Genomic DNA, 21,850 nt, shown 5'->3' with positions numbered 1-21,850 from the left:
ATGCCTAAGATTGTTTTTTTGCCTCATCAGGATCTTTGCCCTGATGGCGCAGTACTGGAAGCGCAAAGCGGTGAAACCATTCTTGACGTTGCGCTGCGCAACGGCATTGAAATTGAACACGCCTGTGAGAAATCGTGCGCCTGCACCACCTGCCACTGCATCGTGCGTGAAGGTTTCGATTCGCTGCCGGAAAGCACCGAAGATGAAGACGACATGCTGGATAAAGCGTGGGGTCTGGAGCCGGAAAGCCGTCTGAGCTGCCAGGCGCGCGTCACCGACGAAGATCTGGTGGTGGAGATGCCGCGTTACACCATCAACCACGCCAGGGAGCATTAATATGGGACTGAAATGGACCGACAGCCGCGAAATCGGCGAGGCGCTGTATGACAGCCGCCCGGACGTGGACCCGAAAACCGTGCGTTTTACCGATATGCACCAGTGGATCTGCGACCTCGAAGAGTTCGATGACGATCCACAGGCCTCTAATGAAAAGATTTTAGAGGCTATACTGCTGGTCTGGTTAGACGAAGCAGAATAACGTAACGGGCTGCCAGAAGGCGGCCCGTTTTCGTTGCGCATCAGGCGATATAAGGAAAATAAAATGACCGAAGCCATGAAGATTACCCTTTCCCACGAGCCTGCCGATGCTCGCTGGGGTGAAAAAGCACTGTACAGTTTTACGCAGGACGGTATCGCGCTGCACCTGACGGGCAAAGACGATCTCGGTTTGATTCAACGCGCCGGGCGCAAAATCGACGGCCAGGGGCTTAAACACGTTGAGCTTGCCGGCGATGGCTGGGATGTGGAGAAAAGCTGGGCGTTCTGGATGGGCTATCGCGGCCCGAAAGGCAAACGCACCGTCACCTGGGCGCCGCTTGACGACGCGCAGCAGAAAGAGCTGAACAACCGCCTGAAAGTCATCGACTGGGTGCGCGATGTCATCAACGCCCCGGCGGAAGAGATGGGCCCGGAGCATCTGGCGCAGCGCGCCGTGGATCTGCTGGCGGATGTCGGCGGCGAGCGCGTGAGCTACCGCATCACCAAAGGCGAAGATTTGCGCGAGCAGAACTACATGGGCCTGCATACCGTAGGTCGCGGCTCTGAACGCCCGCCGGTGCTGCTGGCGCTCGATTTCAACCCGACGGGCGATGCGAACGCGCCGGTCTATGCCTGCCTCGTCGGCAAAGGCATTACGTTTGACTCCGGTGGTTACAGCATTAAGCAGACCGCGTTTATGGATTCGATGAAATCCGATATGGGCGGCGCGGCGCTGGTGACCGGCTCGCTGGCGTTCGCCATTACGCGCGGCCTGAACAAGCGCGTGAAGCTTATCCTCTGCTGCGCGGATAACATGATTAGCGGCAACGCCTTCCGTCTGGGCGACATCATTCGCTACCGCAACGGCAAAACCGTGGAAGTGATGAACACCGACGCGGAAGGGCGTCTGGTGCTGGCGGACGGGCTGATTGACGCCAGCGCCCAGAAGCCGGCGCTGATTATCGACGCCGCGACGCTGACCGGCGCGGCCAAAACGGCGCTCGGCAACGATTACCATGCGCTGTTCAGCTTTGACGACGCGCTGGCGAACCGTCTGCTGCAAAGCGCGCAGGCGGAAAACGAAGCCTTCTGGCGTCTGCCGCTGGCGGAGTTCCACCGTAACCAGTTGCCGTCGAACTTCGCCGAGCTGAACAACACGGCGGGCGGCGCGTATCCGGCGGGGGCCAGTACGGCCGCCGGTTTCCTGTCGCACTTTGTGGAAAATTATCAGCAGGGCTGGCTGCATATCGACTGTTCTGCCACGTATCGTAAAGCGGCGGTGGAGCAGTGGGCGGCGGGCGCGACCGGTATCGGCGTGCGCACGCTGGCGAATCTGCTGACCGGCGAGTAACGGCGGGGCGTGTTAGGGGCGTGGCGGGTGCGCTTCGCTTACCCGCCCTACACACGAAGCCTCATACCCTGTACGGCGGGTGCGCTTTGCTTACCCGCCCTACGCACGAAGCCTCACCCCCTGGAAACAAAGATTTATTTCTGTAGGGTGGGTAAGCGAAGCGCACCCACCAACGCGATAATAATGTGAAGCGATGATTGCGCTGCCTTTATCTGCCTTACATCCCTGTTAGCGCGATGCCCAGGTTCCCCCTCTCCGGCAGGCGAGGGCCGGGGCGAGAGGCTTTTCTCTCGCCCATTACTGACAAATACAAACGCTATGTCCGAAACGAAAAACGAAAACAACGCAGAAAAAAACGAACTCGAAACCCTGCTGGAAAAGGCCGCGGCGGAGCCTGCGTTCCGTCCGGCGTTTTTCCGCACGCTGCTGGAATCCACCGTCTGGGTGCCAGGCGAAGCGGCGGATGGCGAAGCGGTAGTCGCTGAAAGCGCGGTGGATCTTCAGCACTGGGAAAAAGATGACGGCACGTCGGTGATTCCGTTCTTCAGCTCACCGGCCGCCCTTGAGCAGGCGGTTGAGGGCGAACAGGCCTTTGTGGCGATGCCGGTGCGCACACTCTTTGAAATGACGCTCGGCGAAACACTGTTCCTTAACGCCAAACTGCCAACCGGCAAAGAGTTCACCCCCAATGAGATTCGCCACCTGATAAGCCCGGAAGGCTCGGCGCTCAGCCAGCAGGAAGTGCTGGAAGGCGGCGCGTCGCTGCTGCTTTCCGAAGTCGCTGAACCGCCTGCGCAAATGATCGAATCATTGACCGTGCTATTCAAAGAGATGAAAACGGTAAAACGCGCGTATCTGTGCCTTTTAAAAGAACATGCCGACGAGCCCGCGAACTATCTTATCGGCATTGAGGCGGACGGCGACATCGAGCCGGTGATTAACGCCGCCGGTAGCGTGGCGACCGACACCCTGCCGGGCGACGAGCCGGTGGATATCTGCCAGGTGGTGGAAGGCGAGAAGGGCATCAGCCACTTTATGATGGCGCACCTGACCCCGTTCTACGAGCGCCGCTGGGGCAGCTTCCTTCGCGATTTCAAACAAAACCGCATTATCTGAACCTCTCTTCACGCGGCGCCCAATGCCGCGTTTTTCTTTCTCGTTAACACCTTGTTTTCAGTAGCAAGCCAAATTCTGGTAGGCCCGCCAGCGGGCTCGCTTTGTTAAGCTTTCGGCCTTCTGCGCCCCTCATTACGTTTACCCACGCTTTCGCTGCCTGAATTCATGGGCGGGCGCCGTTTCTGTTTTCATCGCACAAGGGCCATACCATGCATAAAAAGAGCGTCGTTTACCTCTTTTTAATTCCACTGATCCTGTTTTGCTATGCCACCTGGCAACACTGGCGTGTCAGCCATGTGCTGGAGCGCGCGCAGTATGAAACGCAAGTCGTTGAAACCGCGAGCAAGTCGCCGCGCGCGACGCTGACGTATCGTCACGATGGCCAGGAGACGGAAATGCCCGCCATCGATGCGCAGGAGCGGGCGCAGGCATACCTTGCGGAGAATCGTGACTGGATTGATGCGGCGGATGTTGAGCTGTTTCTGGCGCGCGGGGGGATGCTCTTCGCCTTTATCAGCCTGATGATTAACGCCGCGACCGTAGCGCTTTGCCGCTTTTGCGTGGCGCAGGGGCAGCGTTCGCAGGGCGCGTTACTGCGCGCCTTCTGGCTGTGCCGACTCCTGCTGCCTTTTATTATGGCCGCGCAGCTGGTGGTCGGCGCGGTTTATCAGTTCAGTATTATTTTTTACGAAGTCGTCTGGGCTGCGGTTACTTTTAAGCCGAACATCAACGCTTTTACGATAGGCCTTTACCTTCTGATGATGGCAGGCGTCGTGTTCTGGGTGTTCTGGCACATATTGAAAGTCATGGTGAAATGCTTCGCGCTTTTCCGCCCGATGGCGAAGCCGATAATGGGACACCGACTCAGTCGTCACGACGCGCCTGCGCTCTGGCAAGCAGTAGAAGCACTGGCCAGCGACCCTGGCGCTGTGGTGCCGGATAATATCGTCGTGGGGCTGACGGACAATTTCTACGTCACCGCAAACCCGCTTCTGCTTGATAATGGCGAAACGGTTACCGGACAGACGCTCTATTTTCCGCTTACCTGGGCGGCGTTGCTAAGCCCGGAGGAGATGACAGCGGTCATCGGCCATGAACTGGGCCACTTCTCGGGTAAAGATACTGAATTCAGCCAGCGGTTTTTGCCGGTTTATGACGGCTTTAGCCGCAGCCTTGACGTGCTCGATCCTGATGACGGGAAAAAACCGTACGTGGGACGGGTTGAGTTACGCACGGCACTGTACAGCGCGCATTACTTTCTTGAGCAGTTCCACAGGCTGGTCATGATGTGGCGCCAGCGACGCGAACATGCTGCAGACGAGGCGGGCGCGCAGGCCAGCTCGCCAGAGGCGCTTGCCTCAGCGCTGTTGCGCATTGTGGCGCTAAGCGGCCCGGTGAATGCGTATCTGGAGGCCGTTTATCAGGCGCAGGTGCAAACCGATAATGTGGCGGCAACGCTGCTGACGCATCTTAGCGGACATCCCGTGCCGGACCCGCGCGAGTATCTGGAAAACGAAATATCGCACCCTTATGACTCCCACCCGTCGTGCCGTGCGCGCATTGAAGCGCTGGGCTGCTCGGTCGAGCTGGCGGCGATTCAGGCTTCACGTCCGGTAAGCCTGCAGAATTACGAACATTTGCACGCATTGTTCACCAACACCGATGAGCTGGCGCGTTCGCTGACCGCCTCACTGACTGGCCGGGTTGCTGAGCAACGCAATGCCTGGCGCGATGAATTACAAACCGTGGTGCAGGCCGTCTCTGGCGAGAAGGTCATTTATTCCCGCCGCCGTATTTCGCGCGGCGGCGTGCTGACCATCGTGACGTTTGTGTCGATGCTTGTGGCGTTTCATGCCGATCGCGAGTGGCAGTTTCCGCCCGGTAAGCGGGAATGGGCGGGGCTTATCATTACGCTGATATTTGCGTATTTCATCTGGCTTGGCGTCAGGAGCGTGCTGCGTTTCTGGCGCGAAAGCAAAGCGCCATTGCTGGTTTTAACCCCACAGCATTTGATTTTCCGTGAATTAAAAGAACCTGTGCCATTTTCAGCGCTGACCAGTTATCTGTTCATGGCAGCAAAAAAGGAAATGATGATAGGCCTTGAATATAAAGAGGGCTATCAGCCACCTGCACTGGCTGGCGCGCGCTTTCGGCCTTACCGCTACGTGAATAAAAAAGAGCGTCTGATGCTGCTGGATGCAGATGGCAAGCTGTATGACGCCGACAACAACCCGGTTTCACAGGAGGCGCTGATGGAGATGATCGAAATGTATTTCCATGCCCCTGATGTAAAGGCGCAGCTCGATACGATGCAGTAACCCATCGGCCCCGTCAGAGGGCTGTGGGAGGAGGCGTCTGTTATCAGACAGACGCGTTTAACCGCGGGGCGTGTCCCTGCCGTCTATGGATTAACAAGGAAACGACGTAACGATGAACAGGAAGCATCTCGCTTATCTTTTTCTGGTGCCGCTGCTGGTGGCCTGCTATGCCGTCTGGCAGCACTGGCGCGTCAGCGACATTCTGGAGAGCGTCGACAGCTCAAACAGCCTGATTCAGACGGCGAGCGACGCGCTGAAACAGGATCCGAAAGCAATCATTGAATTCACCAGCGACGGGAAAAACTATCGCGTTCCCGCGACAGAAGTGATTGAGAGCGAACGGAGCGTTCAGAACGAATACGCGGGCCAAATCATGCTGGCGCGCACCCAGAGCGGGCTGGCCTCTTTCGCCGTCGGGCTGGCGCTGCTGTGCATGGTGCTGAACGCCGGAGCGATCGCGTTGTGTCGGCGCAGCGTGACCATCGCAAAGCAGTCGCAGGATGCGCTGGTACAGGCATTTGATAAGTGCCGCAAACTGCTGCCGTGGCTGATGGTGTCGCAGATCGTCTGCTGCGGCCTCGCGCTGTTCGCGGTCGTCGGGTATGAGACGCTCTGGTTCGCCACGCATTACAAAATGAACGCCGGCGGCATCAAAGTGATGCTGTTCGCGCTGGTGATCCTGTTCGGTATTCTCTGGGTGCTTTATAAAAGCCTCGGCAGCATCCGCCGCTGCTTCGCGCTGTTCCAGCCGGAGCCAAATGAAGTGGTGGGCTATAACCTGACCCGCGAACAGGCGCCCGCGCTCTGGCGCATGGTGGAAGCGCTGTCGCAGAAAACCGGGGCGATGATGCCGGATAACATCGTGGTCGGTATGCTGGAAGGCTTTTACGTCACCGCCAACAGCGTGCAGCTGGAAGACGGCCCGCTGTTAACCGGTCAGACGCTCTATTTTCCGCTCACCTGGGCGGCGCTGCTTGATAAAGACGAAACCTGCGCGGTTATCGGTCACGAACTGGGCCACTTCGCAGGCCAGGATACACAGTACAGCCTGCGCTTCGCGCCGCTGTACGCGGGCATTACCAACAGCATCAATACCATGGCGCAAAACCAGCAGAGCGCGCCGTTTATCGATCACGTGGTGCTTTATCCGTCGCTTTATATGGGCGTCTATTTTATAGAGCAACTGCATGAAACGGTGAGCCACTGGAGCCGCATCCGCGAGCACGCCGCCGATGAGATGGGCGCGCGCGCCAGCTCCCCGCAGGCGCTGGCATCGTCGCTGTTGCGTATTTCTGCCGTCAGTGAGCCGCTGAGCAACACGCTCGACGATTTCTTTAACGGCAAACCGGGCTTTGAGGATCTGGTGGCCGCGCTGGTGACTCGCCTGCGCGAAGAGGGCTTTGGCGATATCCAGGCTTATCTGGAGCACAAAGCCGCGCACCCGACCGACAGCCACCCGCCGTCACGCGCGCGTATCGAAGCGCTCGGTTGCGCCATCGACGACACGCTGATTCAGCACGCCACCCGCGCGGTGCCGCAGGACCCGTGGGAAAACCTGCGCCTGTGGTTCGCACAGCCAGAAGCGCTCTCCGGCAAAATGACTGGCGAGCTCGCCGGGAAAGCCGCGGAGCATCGCGAAGAGTTTCGCCGCGAGCTGGAAGAGGTGGTGCAGCAGTCTGGCGAGACCGTCACGCTCTACTCCGGCAAAAAAGTCTTTTTCGTCGGCGGTATTCTGGCGGTGGTGCTATTTGTCGCGACGGTTGCCATGCTGAAAATCGTTGATCCGTTTAATATTCAGGGCATTGCCGACGGTAAAATCGTCGCCATCGCGATTGGCACGGGGTTGCTGGGCTTACTGACCTGTTACGTGCTCTGGCAGCAATGGCAGAAGCGCGAGATCCCGTTCCTGACGATGACGCCCGATTCGCTGCACTGCCGTCAGTTCACCGCGGGAATTCCGCTCAGCGCCATTGAAGATTTCTCGGTGCAAACCGCCAACGATACCACCACCGTGACGCTGATTTATCGCGAAGGGTTTGAGCCGCCGCGCGCCGTCGGCGGCCGCTGGAAAAACTTCACCCGCGTGAAGCGCGGTAAACGTAAGCTGGCGTTCGTGTTTATCGGCGGGCTTCGCGAGGGAGAGAGCCGTAAGGCGTACTCCGCCGACATGCTGGTGGAGCTGCTGGTGCGTAACCTTAACGCTATCCACGCGCGCGACGCGCTGTCGCGTTTCTCGTAAGGAAGCGGCGCGGCCTGCTGGCCGCGCCGTTACGCCTGCGCCTGTAACAGCAGCAGGTCGATAAGCATTACCAGATTGGATTCAAACGAGGTGATCCCCGCCGCTTCGGCGGCGAAATGGATTGCCTCGTCATAGAGTGGAAAATGCAGCCCGGACAGCGCCGCCAGCGGATTTGGCGACGCGCGGGTAAATGCCACCACCTCCATGCCGACATTACGGGCGATACGCGCTTTGTGGAGCACCTGTTCCGTTTCGCCGCTGCGCGAGACGGCAATAAACACTTCATACCGCGCCGCGTTGCTGAGAAAAATATTACGGCTGTCACCAGGGCCGGAGATAAAGGCCGTCTTGCCGAGCACCTGTAACTTTTTGGTCAGATATTCCGCGAAGAGATACGAAAACCCCGCGCCGTAGAGAAAAAAACGCTCTTTTTCCCGCAGCAGTTCGCTGAACGCGGCGATCTTTTCGGGCGTCACCCAGCGAAAGGTCTGCTGATAATTGTCGACAAAGCGGTTAAACAGGGCGGGCAGAACGTCGGGCGCGGCGTCGGATTCAATGGCGAGATGAGGCGTGTCAGTGAGCAGTTGCTTACAGTGCCAGATAAGTTCGCTGTAACCGCTGAAGCCAAGCTTATGACACAGCCGCATGATGGTGGCGGTGGAGACAAACGTCTCCTGCGCCAGTTCGCGTACCGTGATATTCCCCACCCGCAGCGGATGCGCCGTCAGGTGGGAAAGCACGCGGTACTCGGCGCGGGTCAGCGACTCGCCGCGCATCAGCAGCGGCGTCAGGCGGTTATCCATTACGACGCCGGTTCGATGGGCAGATCGTCGCGCGCGCCCCATTCACTCCAGGAGCCGTCATAGAGCTTCACATCGCTGGCCTCAAGAGTGGCGAGGGCGAGCATCACGACGGCCGCCGTCACGCCGGAGCCGCAGCTGGCGATAATCGGGCGATGCAGATCCACGCCCTGGTCCGCGAATATCTCGCGCAGTTCGTCGGTGGTTTTCAACTGGCCTTTAACGACCAGATCCGTCCACGGTACGTTCAGCGCGCCGGGAATATGGCCGCGCCGCAGGCCCGGTCGTGGTTCATCGGCTTCGGCGTTAAAGCGCGCCGCCGGGCGGGCATCAACGAGCTGTGCGGTTTTCTCGTGGCTTGCCAGTAAGACATCCGTCAGGCGTTTCACCAGCCCGTCGTCAAATTTGGCTTCAAAGTCGCCTTCGGGCGCGTCGACCATACCTTCTTCCAGCGGAAAACCGTCGCGCTGCCATTCGGCAAGGCCGCCCGCCAGAATTGACACATTCTGTACGCCGAAGGCGCGCAGCATCCACCAGGCGCGCGGCGCTGAGAAAAGGTTGCCTTCGTCATAGACAATGAGATGTTTGTCGTGGCTGACGCCCAGTTCACGCATCGCGACCGCGAACGCTTCCGGGCGCGGCATCATATGGGGCAGGGGGGTAGAGTGATCGGACAGCGCTTCGATATCGAAAAAGCGCGCGCCGGGAAGATGGCCCGCGCGATACTCTTGCGCCATATTGCGCAGGTGCTCCTGGCCCGCAGGGGCCATACGGGCGTCGAGGATCTGAATTTCCGGGTCGTCGATATGCTCTGCAAGCCAGTGGCTCGCGACAAAAAAGGATGTGGACATGGCGTTCTCCGTGTCATCGCTGAGAAACGGATTGTCAGCGCTTTTTCACCTCACCACAAGCCATCATTATTGATGTCGCGAGCAGGCTCCGGTTATGACGCCGCTTCTCCGTTCACCCAGGCTTTTTGCAGCGCCGGCCAGTAGTCGCGGTTCGCCTCAATCATGTCATCAAGGATCGCTTTGGCGTGCTGCATCGTGGGGACAGTACGGTTAAGTGTAAACGCCTGCAGCGCTTTTTCGTAACTGCCTTCCAGTGTGGCTTCTACCAGCAGTTGCTCGGAGGCGAGCTGCTGCATCAGCAGCGTCTGGTGGAACAGCGGCACCGCGCCCATACGCACCGGCTCCGGCCCGGCGGCGGTGATATACGCCGGCACTTCCACCATCGCGTCGTAAGGCAGATTGGCGATAGCGCCTTTGTTTTCGACAATCACCAGATGCCGCTGGCGTAAATCGAACGCCAGCGAGCAGGCGACATCAACAATAAACGCGCCGTGAACGCCTACGTGGAACGCATCCGGCAGGATACCGGTGCGCTTGTACTCTTCCGCCGCCGCGAACAGTTTTTTCTCGCGCCCGTCCATCACTTCATTGGCGCGGGTGTAATCCGGGTTCTGATGCTCGACGATGTCGTTTGGCATCAGGTAATACTGTAAATACGGGTTCGGCAGATAATCCGGGAAGTGATCCATGATCGGCTTAATATTGCGCCAGGTTTTCACCCATGACGGATCGGAGTGCTGCGGATCGGTCTGCGCCGCGTCTTCGGTCAGCAGGCCGAATTTCGCGATATGGCGGCGCAGCGCGGGCAGTTGATCTTCACCATCCACCAGCACGCGGGTGAACCAGCCGAAATGGTTCAGGCCGAAGTAATCCACTTCAAGCTTATGGCGGTCGACCCCGAGAATAGCGCCCATGTTGCGCATCGCCGCCACCGGCATATCGCAGATATTGAGCACGCGGGCGGTGGGGCGCAGGCGTCGCACACCTTCCGCCACAATCGCCGCCGGGTTGGAGTAGTTCACAATCCAGGCCTTGCTGTCGGCGTAGCGTTCCACCATATCGATAAGTTCGACCATCGGCAGAATGGTGCGCAGGCCGTAAGCCAGCCCGCCAGGTCCGCAGGTTTCCTGGCCCACCACGCCGTGACGCAACGGGATTTTTTCATCCTGCTCGCGCATTTTGTACTGGCCGACGCGCATCTGGGCGAAGACAAAATGCGCGCCGCTGAACGCCACTTCCGGGTCGCTGGTGGTAGTGAATTTAATGGTCTGGCTGTGATCGCGGATCACTTTCTCCACCACCGGCGCGATCGTCTCCTGACGCGCGCTGTCGATGTCATAGAGACGAATTTCGGCAAGCGGGAAATCGCTTAAGCGCACCATCAGGCTTTTCACAATACCCGGCGTATAGGTGCTGCCGCCGCCGGCGATAGCAAGAATAAAGGGAGGTTTCAACATCATCAGCTCCTGTCAAAGAAACATTTCAACGGCTTCACGCATTTTTTTCACATGCAGTCCGTAGACCACCTGAACGTTATTACCTTGTTTAATCACCGCTTTCGCGCCGGTCGCTTTCAGACGCGGCTCATCGATAGTGGCCACGTCGCGCACCGTGACGCGCAGACGGGTGTAACAGTTATCCACCACTTCGATGTTGGCCCGACCGCCCAGCCCTTCGATAATCGCCTCGCCCAGACCGTCGTTCGTGCCTTTCGCCTGGTATTCCTGTTTGCTGTAGAGGCGCGTCTCCTGGTCGTCGTCCTCGCGGCCCGGCGTTTTCATGTTGAAGCGCAGGATCAGGAAGCGGAACACGGTGAAGTAGAGCACCGCCATAATCAGCCCCACCAGCAGATACATCGGCCAGTTCGATTTCGTCGTGCCGAGCGGCAGGTTGTAGAGAATGAAATCGATAATGCCGTTAGCGCCGATGGCGTGAACGTCCAGCAGATAAAACAGCATCATGCCGATGCCGGTCAGCACCGCGTGCACCACAAACAGCAGCGGGGCGATAAACAGGAATGAAAATTCGATAGGCTCGGTGACGCCTACCAGAAGTGACGTCAGCGCCGCCGGGATCAGAATCGCTTTGGCGGCGGCCCTGCGCTCTGGTTTGGCCGTCATATACATCGCCAGCGCCGCCGCGGGCAGGCCGAACATTTTGCTGATGCCGCGCGCGTCCCAGACCACGGTTGGGCTTAACTGCGTGACGGAAGGGCAGGCCATTTCGGCAAAATAGATATTGCGCGCGCCCTGGTAGACCGTCCCGCAGACGTCCTGGGTGCCGCCGAGTTCGGTATAGAGAAACGGCGTATAGACAAGGTGATGCAGGCCTGTCGGCACCAGAATGCGCTCCAGGAAGCCATACACCGCCACGCCGAGTGCACCAGCGCCTTTAATCGCCAGCGCCATCGCGCTGATGCCGTGCTGGGCGAAGGGCCAGATCTCACTCATCACTACGCCCAATACCATCGAGACGGGCAGCATAATGATGGCGACAAAGCAGTGGCCGGAGTAAATCGCCATCGCACCCGAGAACTGGACCCCGGAGTAGCGGTTATAGAGCCAGCCGGAGAGCGCGCCGGTCAGAATGCCCGCAAATACGCCCATCTCCAGCACCTGCACGCCAAGCACCATGCTTTGCCCTGCCGCGCGCATCTGTTCGGCCGGTGCCAGTTCGCCCTGTAGCTGTAACGTCACATTCATGGCGTTGATAAAAACAATAAACGTCACCAGCCCTGTCAGCGCCGCGTAGCCTTTGTCGCGCGCCGCAAGGCCGATGGGAATGCCGACGGCGAAGACCAGCGCCAGGTTCGCCAGCACCGAGACCGCCGATTTAGCGATAAGCTGCCCGGTGTGCTGCAGCGCCGGATGGCCGAGAAACGGCAAATAACCCGCCAGGCTGCCGTTGCCGAGTACGTTGCCGAAGGCGATAAACAGGCCGACAATCGGCAGGATTAATACCGGTCCGTAAAGGGACTTGCCAAAGTTTTGTAGGGCGTTTACGGCGTATCTCATTTAGCTCTCTCTTTTTTATCGTCTGGCTAAACCACCTGATGTGCAGAGGCACCGCTCAAAGGTAGCAACCCGCTGCCTTCAAAATCCAGTTATCTAATTGTTTTAAAAACAAATAACTCTAAAGGTAACATGTAACGTTATGCACTGTGATCGCGGTAACATCGGCGGGAAGTGGAGAGAAAGTTAGCGTTTTGCAGGCCGTTGCAAGGAATTTGCAAAGCATCTTCCGCTATTTATTTTTGGTGGTTTTTTTTTGTCACAGCTTTTAAGCATAATAGCCGCCGTTACCGGCAACCGACGGCCACTACGGCCAGGGAAAACTATGAAATCATTGCGTCTGGCTGTCATCGCGACAGCGTTACTGGCGTCTTTCACTCTCGGCGGGTGCGACGACAAGGAGAGTGCTTCCGCCGATTCCACCGCGCCTGCGGCCCAGAGTAGCGCTCCGGCGCCCCAGGCAAAGCCCCAGGCGGCGGACCTGCAAAAACTGGCGCAGCAAAGTGCTGGCAAACCGCTCAAATTACTGGACGCCTCCGAGGTTCAGCTTGATGGTGCCAGTACGCTGGTGCTCACCTTCTCGGTGCCGCTCGATCCCAACCAGGATTTTGGCCGCGTGGTGCATCTTGTCGATAAGAAAGACGGCAAGGTGGACGGTGCGTGGGAGCTTGCACCGAATTTAAAAGAGCTTCGCCTGCGCCATCTGGAGCCGAACCGTGAACTGGTGCTGAGCGTCGATCGCGAACTGCTGGCGCTGAATAAAGCCACTTTCGGCATAGCGTATGAGAAAACCCTGACCACGCGCGATATCGCGCCGAGCGTCGGCTTCGCGAGCCGTGGATCGCTTTTGCCGACCAAAGTCGTGCAGGGGCTGCCGGTGATGGCGCTCAATATCTCAAGCGTCGACGTTAACTTCTATCGCGTGAAACCGGAATCGCTGGCGGCGATGGTGAGCCAGTGGGAGTACCGTAATTCACTCAGTAACTGGGAATCAGACCAGCTGCTGAAAATGGCGGATTTGGTCTATACCGGGCGTTTTGATCTCAACCCGGCCCGCAATACGCGCGAAAAACTGCTGCTGCCGTTAAGCGACATCAAGCCGCTGCAACAGCCGGGCGTCTATCTGGCGGTAATGAACCAGGCGGGGCACTACAACTACAGCAACGCCGCGACGCTCTTTACGCTGAGCGATGTCGGTCTTTCGCTGCACCGCTACCACGACCGCATGGATATCTTCACCCAGAGCCTGGAGAACGGCGCGGCGCAAAGCGGCGTGGAAGTCCGTCTGCTGAATGACAAAGGGCAGACGCTGGCGCAAGCGACCAGCGACAGCACCGGTCACGTGCGTCTGGAAAACCCGAAAGAGGCGGCGCTGGTGCTGGCCCGTATGGGCGAGCAGACCACGATGCTCGATCTCAACCTGCCGGCGCTGGATCTCGCCGAGTTTGATATCGATGGCGATCGCGGCTACAGCAAACAGTTCTTTATGTTTGGCCCGCGCGATCTTTACCGCCCGGGTGAGACGGTGATCGTTAATGGCCTGCTGCGCGACAGCGATGGCAAGCCGCTGACGGCGCAGCCGGTGAAATTTGAAGTGGTGCGCCCGGATGGCCAGGTGGCGCGCACGCAGGTGGTGGAGCCGAATAACGGGCTTTATCAACTGACCTGGAAACTGGATGCTCAGGCCGCCACCGGCCAATGGGTGATCCGCGCCAATACCGGCGACAACCAGAACCGTAACTGGCTCTTCCATGTAGAAGACTTTATGCCGGAGCGGATGGCGCTCAACCTCAACGTGCAGAAAACGCCGCTGGCACCTTCTGATACCGTTAATTTCGGTATTGAAGGTCATTACCTCTACGGCGCACCTGCCGCGGGCAACAGCCTGCAGGGGCAGCTCTATCTGCGTCCGCTGCGTGACGCGGTGGCGCAACTGCCGGGCTTCCAGTTCGGCAATATCGCGGAAGAAAACCTCTCCCGCAGCCTGGATGAAGTGCAGCTTAATCTTGACGACGCGGGTGTCGCGCAGGTCGCTGCTGAAAGCCAGTGGCAGGATGTGCGCTCGCCGCTGCGTCTGATTTTGCAGGCGAGCCTGCTGGAATCGGGCGGTCGCCCGGTGACGCGCCGCGTTGAACAGGCCATCTGGCCTGCCGACGCGCTGGTGGGCATTCGCCCGCAGTTTGGTGAAAAAGCGGTTTACGACTACCGTACCGACGATACCGTCAGTCAGCCGATGGTCGATGAAAACGGCAATGCCGGTTTCGATATCGTCTATGCCAACGCGCAGGGTGAAAAAGTCGCGGTCAAAGGCCTCAAAGTGCGCCTGGTGCGCGAGCGCCGCGACTATTACTGGAACTGGTCAGATTCTGAAGGCTGGCTGTCGCAGTTCGATCAGAAAGATCTGGTGGAAGCCGAGCAGACTATCGATCTGGCGGCGGGTGAAACCGGCAAAGTCAGCTTCCCGGTGGAGTGGGGTTCCTATCGCCTGGAAGTCGTCTCGCCTGACGATCTCGTTAGCAGTGTGCGCTTCTGGGCCGGTTACAGCTGGCAGGATAACAACGACGGTGCCAGCGCGCCGCGCCCGGACCGTGTGACGCTGAAAATTGATAAGCCGTTCTATCAGCCAGGCGACACCATCAAGCTGCATATCGCCGCGCCAGCCGCAGGCAAAGGCTATGCAATGGTGGAATCCTCTGAAGGCCCGCTGTGGTGGCAGGAGATCGACGTGCCGGAGAAAGGCCTCGATCTGGATATTCCGGTGGATAAAGCCTGGAAGCGTCACGATCTTTATCTCAGCACGCTGGTGGTGCGCCCTGGCGATAAATCCCGCTCCGCGACGCAAAAACGCGCGGTCGGCCTGCTGCATCTGCCGATGGGCGATGAAAACCGTCGCCTGAATTTGTCGCTGGAAACCCCCGCGAAGATGCGCCCGGACAGCACGCTGTCGGTGAAAGTGAAAGCCAGCGTGAAAAACGGCGAGCTGCCGAAGCAGATCAACGTGTTGGTTTCCGCCGTGGACAGCGGCGTGCTTAACATCACCGACTACGTCACGCCGGATCCGTGGCGCGGCTTCTTTGGTAAGAAACGCTATGGCGCGGATATCTATGATATCTACGGCCAGGTCATTGAAGGACAGGGCCGTCTGGCGGCGCTGCGCTTTGGTGGCGACGGCGATGAGCTGAACCGCGGCGGCAAACCGCCGGTCAACCATGTCACTATCATCGCTGAACAGGCGGTGCCGGTGCAGTTAAACGACCAGGGTGAAGGCACAATTACGCTGCCCGTCGGTGACTTTAACGGCGAACTGCGCGTGATGGCGCAGGCCTGGAGCGATGACCGCTTCGGCAGCGGCGAAAGCAAAGTGATCGTGGCAGCACCGGTGATTGCCGAGATGAGCACGCCGCGCTTCCTCGCGGGCGGCGATACTTCGCGCCTGGCGCTGGATGTCACGAATCTGACCGAACAGCCGCAGCAGCTTAACGTCACCTTTAGCGCCAGCGGGCTGGTGAGCCTTGATGCGCAGTCGAGCCAGCAGGTGAACCTGAAAGCGGGCGGGCGCACAACGCTGTTCGTGCCGGTCGCCGCCAGCAACGGGTTTGGCGATGGCGCGGTACAGGCGCAGATCACCGGGCTTTCACTGCCGGGCGAGCGTTTCGCGCCGATTAACCGCGAGTGGAAAATCGGCGTGCGTCCGGCGTATCCGGCACAGACTATCAACAGCGGTGCGATGCTGCGCGCAGGTGAAATCTGGACCGTACCGGCCACGCATCTGCAGGGGCTTAACGCCTCCACGCTGGAAGGCCGATTGCTGTTAAGCGGTCGTCCGCCGCTGAACATCGCCCGCTACATTGAAGAGTTGCGCGCGTATCCGTATGGCTGCCTTGAGCAGACTACCAGCGGCCTGTTCCCGTCGCTCTACACCAATGCCGCGCAGCTTAAAGCGCTCGGCATCAAAGGCGACACCGATGAACAGCGCCGCGCGGCGGTGGATATCGGCATTGCCCGCCTGCTGGAGATGCAGCGTGAAGAGGGCGGTTTCGGGTTGTGGGATAAAGAAAGCCCGGAAGAGTACTGGGCGACGGCCTATGTGACCGATTTCCTGGTACGCGCGGGCGAACAGGGCTACAGCGTGCCGGCTGACGCTTTAAATAAAGCTAACGCGCGTCTGCTGCGTTATCTCCAGGATCCGGCCACCATCGCGCTGCGCTACAGCGAAAATAACGCGGCCTCGCGCTTTGCGGTGCAGGCCTATGCGGGCCTAGTGCTGGCTCGTCAGCAGAAAGCACCGCTCGGCGCGCTGCGCGATCTCTGGGAGCATCGTGCGCAAGCGGGCGGCGGTCTGCCGCTGGTGCAGCTTGGCGTGGCGCTGAAACTGATGGGTGACGCGCCGCGCAGTAAGGCCGCGCTGGATCTGGGCCTTAAAACCGAGCGGCCGCATAACGACGTCTGGATTGGCGACTACGGCAGCGATCTGCGTGACGATGCGCTCAAGTTGAGCCTGCTGCAGGAATATAACCTGCAGGCTGACACGCAGAGCTCGCTGCTTAACGCGCTCTCTGATGAAGCGTATGGCAAGCGCTGGCTCTCCACCCAGGAAAGCAACGCGCTGTTCCTGGCAGGCCGCAATCTGGTAAACCAGCCGGGGAACTGGCAGGCGCAAACCACGCTGCAAGGCCAGTTCATGAGCGGCGACAAAGCGCAGAGCGTGACGCTCAACGCCGATCAGCTTGGCGCATTGCAGGTGACTAACACGGCCCAGACCCCGCTCTGGCTGCGTCTTGACAGCCAGGGGTACCCGGACGTTGCGCCGCAGCCGTCAAGCAACGTGTTGCATATTGAGCGTCACTACCTCAACAGCAAAGGCGAGTCGATTTCGCTCTCAAATCTCAAGAGCGGCGAGCTGGTGCTGGTGTGGCTTGAAGTTTCAGCCAGCAAAACGGTGCCTGACGCGCTGGTGGTCGATCTTCTCCCGGCCGGGCTGGAGCTTGAGAACCAGAACCTGGCGAACGCCAGCGCCAGTCTGAGTAGCGCGGGTGAGGCGAGCGATCTCATCAACCGGATGCAGCAGATGGATATTCAGCATATGGAGTTTCGTGACGACCGCTTCGTCGCGGCGCTGCCGGTGAACGAAGGCGTTAACGCCACGCTGGTCTACATGGCGCGCGCCGTGACGCCGGGCACCTATAAAGTGCCCGCGCCGCAGGTGGAGTCGATGTATGTGCCGCAGTGGCGTTCGACCGGTGCGACTATCCCTGCGCTGACCATCAACCCCTGACAGGTGAGCTGTGATTAAAAGCCTGTGTAAAAGGCGCCGCCGCTGGATAATTCTGGCGGCGGCGCCGCTTTTATTGTGCGCTGCGCTGTGGCTTGCCGATAAGTGCTGGCCGCTGCCGTTGTATGAAGTGCAGCCCGCGCGCGTGGTCGTGGCCCAGGACGGCACGCCGCTGTGGCGCTTCGCCGATAAAAACGGCATCTGGCGCTACCCGGTCACCATTAACGATGTCTCGCCGCGCTATCTTGAGGCGTTGCTGAACTACGAAGACCGCTGGTTCTGGCGTCACCCCGGTATTAACCCGCTCGCGATCGCGCGCGCGGCCTGGCAGGATCTGCGCTCCGGCTCGGTTGTCTCCGGTGGCAGTACGCTTACCATGCAGGTGGCGCGCCTGCTGGATCCACATCCGCGCACGTTCGGTGGCAAGCTGCGTCAGGTATGGCGGGCGATGCAGCTTGAATGGCATCTCTCCAAAGCCGAGATTCTCACGCTCTATCTGAACCGCGCGCCGTTTGGCGGCACGCTGCAGGGCATCGGGGCAGCCAGTTGGGTATATCTCGGCAAACCGCCTTCGCAACTTAGCTATTCCGATGCCGCGCTGCTGGCGGTGCTTCCACAGGCACCAAGCAGGCTCCGGCCTGACCGCTGGCCTGACCGCGCACAGGCGGCGCGCGATAAGGTGTTGCGCCGCATGGCGACGCAGGGCGTCTGGAGTGAAAAACAGGTACGCGAGTCGCTGGAAGAACCGGTCTGGCTGGCTCCGCGCCAGATGCCGCAGCTGGCGCCGCTGCTCTCTCGGCGGCTGGTGAGGCAACGTCGCGACACCAAAATCACCACTACGCTTGACGCCGCTTTACAGCGCCAGCTTGAAGATCTCGCGCTGAACTGGAAAGGCCGCCTCCCGGCGCGGACGTCGCTGGCTATCCTGGTGGTCGATCACACCACCATGGAAGTGCGCGGCTGGGTCGGTTCGGCGGATATTAACGATGATGCCCGCTTTGGTCATGTCGATATGGTCACAGCGATTCGTTCACCCGGTTCGGTGTTAAAACCGTTTGTTTACGGGCTGGCGCTGGATGAGGGGCTTATTCATCCGGCGTCGCTGTTACAGGATGTGCCCCGTCGCTTCGGGGATTACCGGCCTGGCAATTTCGATAGCGGTTTTAACGGGCCGGTGAGCATGAGCGAGGCGCTGGTGCGTTCGCTGAACCTGCCCGCCGTTCAGGTGCTGGAAGCCTATGGGCCGAAGCGCTTTACGGCGAAGCTGCGTAATGTCGGGCTGGCGCTGCGTTTTCCGCCGACGGCGCAGCCAAGCCTCGCGGTGATCCTGGGCGGCGCGGGTGCAAGACTTGATGAGATTGTGGCGGCCTACAGCGCTTTCGCCCGTCACGGTCAGGCGGCGCGCCTGCGCGTGGTCAAAGGCGATCCGCTGGTGGAGTGTCCTCTAATGTCGCCGGGTGCGGCATGGATTATCCGCCGCATCCTTGCGAACGAGGCGCAGCCGCTGCCGGACGGTTCACTGCCGCAGGTGGTGCCGCTCGCCTGGAAAACCGGCACCAGCTACGGCTACCGTGACGCCTGGGCTGTCGGCGTGACGTCGCGCTATCTGATTGGCGTCTGGACCGGACGCCCGGATGCGACGCCGGTCGCCGGACAGTTTGGTTTCGCAAGCGCCGTGCCGGTGCTGAATCAGGTCAATAATCTGTTACAGGCGGGGGCCGCCTCGGCGGTGCAGCAGGCGAGACAACCCGTCGATCCGCGCCCGGCCTCGGTGTCGGCAGGTACCATCTGCTGGCCGGGTGGGCAGCACTTACCGGCGGGAGACAGCAACTGCCGCCGCCGGTTATCGACGTGGCTTCTTGATAACAGCGAACCGCCAACGCTGCTTGCCGAAGGGCAGGAAGGAAGCCGGGGCATTCAGTTCCCGCTGTGGCTGAATGCGAAGGGCGAGCGGGTGGCGGCGGATTGCCCGCATGTTTCCGAAAGCCGCCTGTTGCTCTGGCCGCTGCCGCTTGAACCGTGGCTGCCGCCCGCCGAGCGGCGCGCCGCCCGCCTGCCGCCGGTTTCAGCGCAGTGTCCGCCAGTTCATCAGCAGGATCAGGTGCCGCTGCTGCTCACCGGCGTAAGCGAAGGGGCTGTGCTGAAACGACTGCCGGGGCAAGCCGCGTTGTCGCTGCCGCTGCGCAGTCAGGGCGGTGGCGGACGCCACTGGTGGTTTTTAAACGGCGAACCGCTCGATAAAGAAGGCGATAGTGTGACGCTGACCTTTGATAAAAGTGGGGATTATCAGGTCTTGCTGATGGATGAAGCCGGGCAGATTGCCGCCGCGCAGTTTCGGGTGGAATGAGTTAAGACGCCTGAAAAGCACGCTTTTGGCATGAAGTGTTGCCGAAGCTCATATTATTTTAAAAAAATGTTATCCCCGAAGGTAGGCAAGGCTTTCGATGCTCATTATAATCGCCGCCAATTCTAAACTTGCCTGTCGGGCAAACAGAACAACTTACAGAGGTAATCATGGCAATCGAGCGTACTTTTTCCATCATCAAACCGAACGCAGTCGCTAAAAACGTTATCGGCAGCATTTTCGCGCGTTTTGAATCCGCAGGCTTCAAAATCATCGGTACCAAAATGCTGCACCTGACCGTTGAGCAGGCGCGCGGTTTCTATGCCGAGCACGAAGGCAAGCCGTTCTTTGACGGTCTGGTGGAATTCATGACCTCTGGCCCGATCGTAGTTTCCGTACTGGAAAGCGAAAACGCGGTACAGCGTCACCGCGACCTGCTGGGCGCGACCAACCCGGCAAACGCGCTGGCAGGTACCCTGCGCGCTGATTACGCAGACAGCTTCACCGAAAACGGCACCCACGGTTCCGATTCCGTTGAGTCTGCTAACCGCGAAATCGCGTACTTCTTCGGCGAAGGCGAAATCTGCCCGCGCACTCGCTAATAAGCGAAACGGCAAAGAGACATTTACATTTTATTTTCATGATGTCGCTTTAAGCCGTGGCGTCACTGCCATAGAATTTGTACAATGCTGCGCCCCGGATGAGCCTGCTCTGACCGGGGCGTTTCTTTTTTATCAACCCTCCAGAGGCCGTAACGTGTAACAACGAGGCCAGGATCGAATATGTCTGAACACATTGTCACGCCTGAGGATGCCTCAGCGGCGCCTGCTATTAAATCTGAAAAAATTAACCTCCTCGATCTGAACCGCCAAGCGATGCGCGAGTTCTTCAAAACGCTGGGTGAAAAGCCGTTTCGCGCCGATCAGGTGATGAAATGGATGTATCACTACTGCTGTGATGATTTCGATGAGATGACCGACATCAACAAAGTGCTGCGCGGTAAGCTCAAGGAAGTGGCGGAAATCCGGGCGCCGGAAGTGGTCGAAGAGCAGCGCTCTTCCGACGGCACCATTAAGTGGGCGATTGCGGTCGGCGATCAGCGCGTCGAGACGGTTTATATTCCTGAAGATGACCGCGCCACCCTGTGCGTTTCTTCCCAGGTGGGCTGTGCGCTGGAGTGCAAATTCTGTTCAACGGCGCAGCAGGGCTTTAACCGTAACCTGCGCGTGTCTGAAATTATCGGCCAGGTGTGGCGCGCGGCAAAAATCATTGGCGCGGCGAAAGTGACCGGCCAGCGTCCTATCACCAACGTGGTGATGATGGGCATGGGTGAGCCGCTGCTGAACCTGACTAACGTCGTTCCGGCGATGGAAATCATGCTCGATGATTTTGGCTTTGGGCTGTCTAAACGCCGCGTCACGCTCTCAACCTCCGGCGTTGTGCCGGCGCTGGATAAGCTTGGCGATATGATTGACGTTGCGCTGGCTATCTCCCTGCATGCGCCGAACGATGAAATTCGCGATGAAATTGTACCGATCAACAAAAAGTACAATATCGAAACGTTCCTGGCGGCCGTGCGTCGTTATATCGGCAAATCCAACGCCAACCAGGGCCGCGTGACCATCGAATACGTGATGCTGGATCACGTGAACGACGGCACCGAGCATGCGCATCAGCTGGCGGAACTGCTGAAAGATACGCCGTGCAAAATCAACCTGATTCCGTGGAACCCCTTCCCGGGCGCGCCGTATGGCCGCAGCTCTAACAGCCGTATCGATCGCTTCTCTAAAGTGCTGATGAGCTACGGTTTCACCACGATCGTGCGTAAAACACGCGGTGACGATATCGATGCGGCCTGCGGGCAGCTGGCGGGCGACGTTATCGATCGTACCAAACGCACTATGCGCAAGCGTATGCAGGGTGAGCCGATTGCCGTTAAGGCGGTCTGACAGCGAGCCAAAAGCCGGTAAGGTCACGCGAACAGGCTATCGCGTGACCACTTTCCGCACAG

14 protein-coding genes are annotated in these 21,850 nt (G+C 59.3%); 10 read left to right on the top strand and 4 right to left on the bottom strand.

The window, feature by feature from the left end:
* The 6 genes from fdx to G9X48_RS19140 all read left to right on the top strand — a co-directional run bounded on the left by fdx (position 1) and on the right by G9X48_RS19140 (position 7,561).
* Positions 1–336, top strand: coding sequence for an ISC system 2Fe-2S type ferredoxin (gene fdx / locus G9X48_RS19165; RefSeq protein ID WP_004385928.1), 336 nt, complete (start codon positions 1–3; stop codon positions 334–336).
* Position 337: 1 nt separating this feature from the next.
* Positions 338–538 (top strand): Fe-S cluster assembly protein IscX, encoded by a 201-nt coding sequence (iscX, locus tag G9X48_RS19160; RefSeq protein ID WP_004385929.1) that lies wholly within the window; start codon positions 338–340, stop codon positions 536–538.
* Between the two features lie 63 nt (positions 539–601).
* Positions 602–1,888, top strand: a complete 1,287-nt coding sequence (gene pepB, locus G9X48_RS19155; RefSeq protein WP_097641696.1) for an aminopeptidase PepB — start codon at positions 602–604, stop codon at positions 1,886–1,888.
* Between the two features lie 318 nt (positions 1,889–2,206).
* Complete coding sequence (gene sseB, locus G9X48_RS19150) at positions 2,207–3,004, top strand: enhanced serine sensitivity protein SseB (RefSeq protein WP_012124041.1); 798 nt, start codon at positions 2,207–2,209, stop codon at positions 3,002–3,004.
* 209 nt (positions 3,005–3,213) lie between these two features.
* Entirely contained in the window at positions 3,214–5,322 is a 2,109-nt protein-coding gene (locus G9X48_RS19145; RefSeq protein WP_097641697.1) for a M48 family metallopeptidase, read from the top strand.
* 112 nt (positions 5,323–5,434) lie between these two features.
* Entirely contained in the window at positions 5,435–7,561 is a 2,127-nt protein-coding gene (locus G9X48_RS19140) for a M48 family metallopeptidase (protein WP_097641698.1), read from the top strand.
* A gap of 29 nt (positions 7,562–7,590) precedes the next feature.
* Here G9X48_RS19140 and G9X48_RS19135 read toward each other — a convergent pair whose 3' ends face one another.
* The 4 genes from G9X48_RS19135 to G9X48_RS19120 form a co-directional block, all read right to left on the bottom strand.
* Positions 7,591–8,364 carry a MurR/RpiR family transcriptional regulator gene (locus G9X48_RS19135; protein ID WP_097641699.1) on the bottom strand — a complete coding sequence of 258 codons (774 nt, stop codon included), beginning with the start codon at positions 8,362–8,364 and terminating at the stop codon, positions 7,591–7,593.
* Positions 8,364–9,212 (bottom strand): 3-mercaptopyruvate sulfurtransferase, encoded by an 849-nt coding sequence (gene sseA / locus G9X48_RS19130; RefSeq protein WP_007870012.1) that lies wholly within the window; start codon positions 9,210–9,212, stop codon positions 8,364–8,366. Before sseA ends, G9X48_RS19135 begins: the two co-directional genes overlap by 1 nt.
* A gap of 92 nt (positions 9,213–9,304) precedes the next feature.
* Positions 9,305–10,669: a 6-phospho-alpha-glucosidase gene (locus G9X48_RS19125; protein ID WP_004385934.1), complete on the bottom strand. Its 1,365-nt coding sequence runs from the start codon at positions 10,667–10,669 to the stop codon at positions 9,305–9,307.
* A 12-nt stretch (positions 10,670–10,681) separates the two neighbouring features.
* The gene (locus tag G9X48_RS19120; protein WP_097641700.1) at positions 10,682–12,226 is read right to left on the bottom strand and encodes a PTS transporter subunit EIIC; all 1,545 of its coding nucleotides are present in this window, start codon (positions 12,224–12,226) and stop codon (positions 10,682–10,684) included.
* 322 nt (positions 12,227–12,548) lie between these two features.
* Here G9X48_RS19120 and G9X48_RS19115 point away from each other — a divergent pair, with 322 nt between their 5' ends.
* The 4 genes from G9X48_RS19115 to G9X48_RS19100 all read left to right on the top strand — a co-directional run bounded on the left by G9X48_RS19115 (position 12,549) and on the right by G9X48_RS19100 (position 21,788).
* Complete coding sequence (locus G9X48_RS19115; protein ID WP_097647957.1) at positions 12,549–17,498, top strand: alpha-2-macroglobulin; 4,950 nt, start codon at positions 12,549–12,551, stop codon at positions 17,496–17,498.
* 13 nt (positions 17,499–17,511) lie between these two features.
* On the top strand, positions 17,512–19,842 hold the full coding sequence (gene pbpC / locus G9X48_RS19110; RefSeq protein ID WP_105629541.1) for a peptidoglycan glycosyltransferase PbpC: 2,331 nt from the start codon (positions 17,512–17,514) through the stop codon (positions 19,840–19,842).
* Positions 19,843–20,009: 167 nt separating this feature from the next.
* Complete coding sequence (ndk, locus tag G9X48_RS19105) at positions 20,010–20,441, top strand: nucleoside-diphosphate kinase (protein WP_004386973.1); 432 nt, start codon at positions 20,010–20,012, stop codon at positions 20,439–20,441.
* A 180-nt stretch (positions 20,442–20,621) separates the two neighbouring features.
* Positions 20,622–21,788 (top strand): bifunctional tRNA (adenosine(37)-C2)-methyltransferase TrmG/ribosomal RNA large subunit methyltransferase RlmN, encoded by a 1,167-nt coding sequence (locus tag G9X48_RS19100; RefSeq protein ID WP_004386974.1) that lies wholly within the window; start codon positions 20,622–20,624, stop codon positions 21,786–21,788.
* Positions 21,789–21,850: the final 62 nt, after the last annotated feature.

This window comes from Cronobacter sp. HA18006, assembly GCF_011605445.1.
GTDB lineage: Bacteria > Pseudomonadota > Gammaproteobacteria > Enterobacterales > Enterobacteriaceae > Cronobacter > Cronobacter sakazakii.
Note: the sequence above shows the minus strand (reverse complement) of the source record. Positions and strands in the feature narration are given on the sequence as shown.

What these genes read in the sequence shown, in the direction of transcription:
- ndk (WP_004386973.1), top strand. Translation starts at nt 20,010, where the DNA reads ATGGCAATCGAGCGTACTTTTTCCATCATCAAACCGAACGCAGTCGCT.
- G9X48_RS19115 (WP_097647957.1), top strand. Translation starts at nt 12,549, where the DNA reads ATGAAATCATTGCGTCTGGCTGTCATCGCGACAGCGTTACTGGCGTCT.
- G9X48_RS19145 (WP_097641697.1), top strand. Translation starts at nt 3,214, where the DNA reads ATGCATAAAAAGAGCGTCGTTTACCTCTTTTTAATTCCACTGATCCTG.
- G9X48_RS19135 (WP_097641699.1), bottom strand. Translation starts at nt 8,364, where the DNA reads ATGGATAACCGCCTGACGCCGCTGCTGATGCGCGGCGAGTCGCTGACC.
- G9X48_RS19100 (WP_004386974.1), top strand. Translation starts at nt 20,622, where the DNA reads ATGTCTGAACACATTGTCACGCCTGAGGATGCCTCAGCGGCGCCTGCT.
- sseA (WP_007870012.1), bottom strand. Translation starts at nt 9,212, where the DNA reads ATGTCCACATCCTTTTTTGTCGCGAGCCACTGGCTTGCAGAGCATATC.
- iscX (WP_004385929.1), top strand. Translation starts at nt 338, where the DNA reads ATGGGACTGAAATGGACCGACAGCCGCGAAATCGGCGAGGCGCTGTAT.
- fdx (WP_004385928.1), top strand. Translation starts at nt 1, where the DNA reads ATGCCTAAGATTGTTTTTTTGCCTCATCAGGATCTTTGCCCTGATGGC.
- G9X48_RS19120 (WP_097641700.1), bottom strand. Translation starts at nt 12,226, where the DNA reads ATGAGATACGCCGTAAACGCCCTACAAAACTTTGGCAAGTCCCTTTAC.
- G9X48_RS19140 (WP_097641698.1), top strand. Translation starts at nt 5,435, where the DNA reads ATGAACAGGAAGCATCTCGCTTATCTTTTTCTGGTGCCGCTGCTGGTG.
- sseB (WP_012124041.1), top strand. Translation starts at nt 2,207, where the DNA reads ATGTCCGAAACGAAAAACGAAAACAACGCAGAAAAAAACGAACTCGAA.
- pepB (WP_097641696.1), top strand. Translation starts at nt 602, where the DNA reads ATGACCGAAGCCATGAAGATTACCCTTTCCCACGAGCCTGCCGATGCT.
- G9X48_RS19125 (WP_004385934.1), bottom strand. Translation starts at nt 10,669, where the DNA reads ATGTTGAAACCTCCCTTTATTCTTGCTATCGCCGGCGGCGGCAGCACC.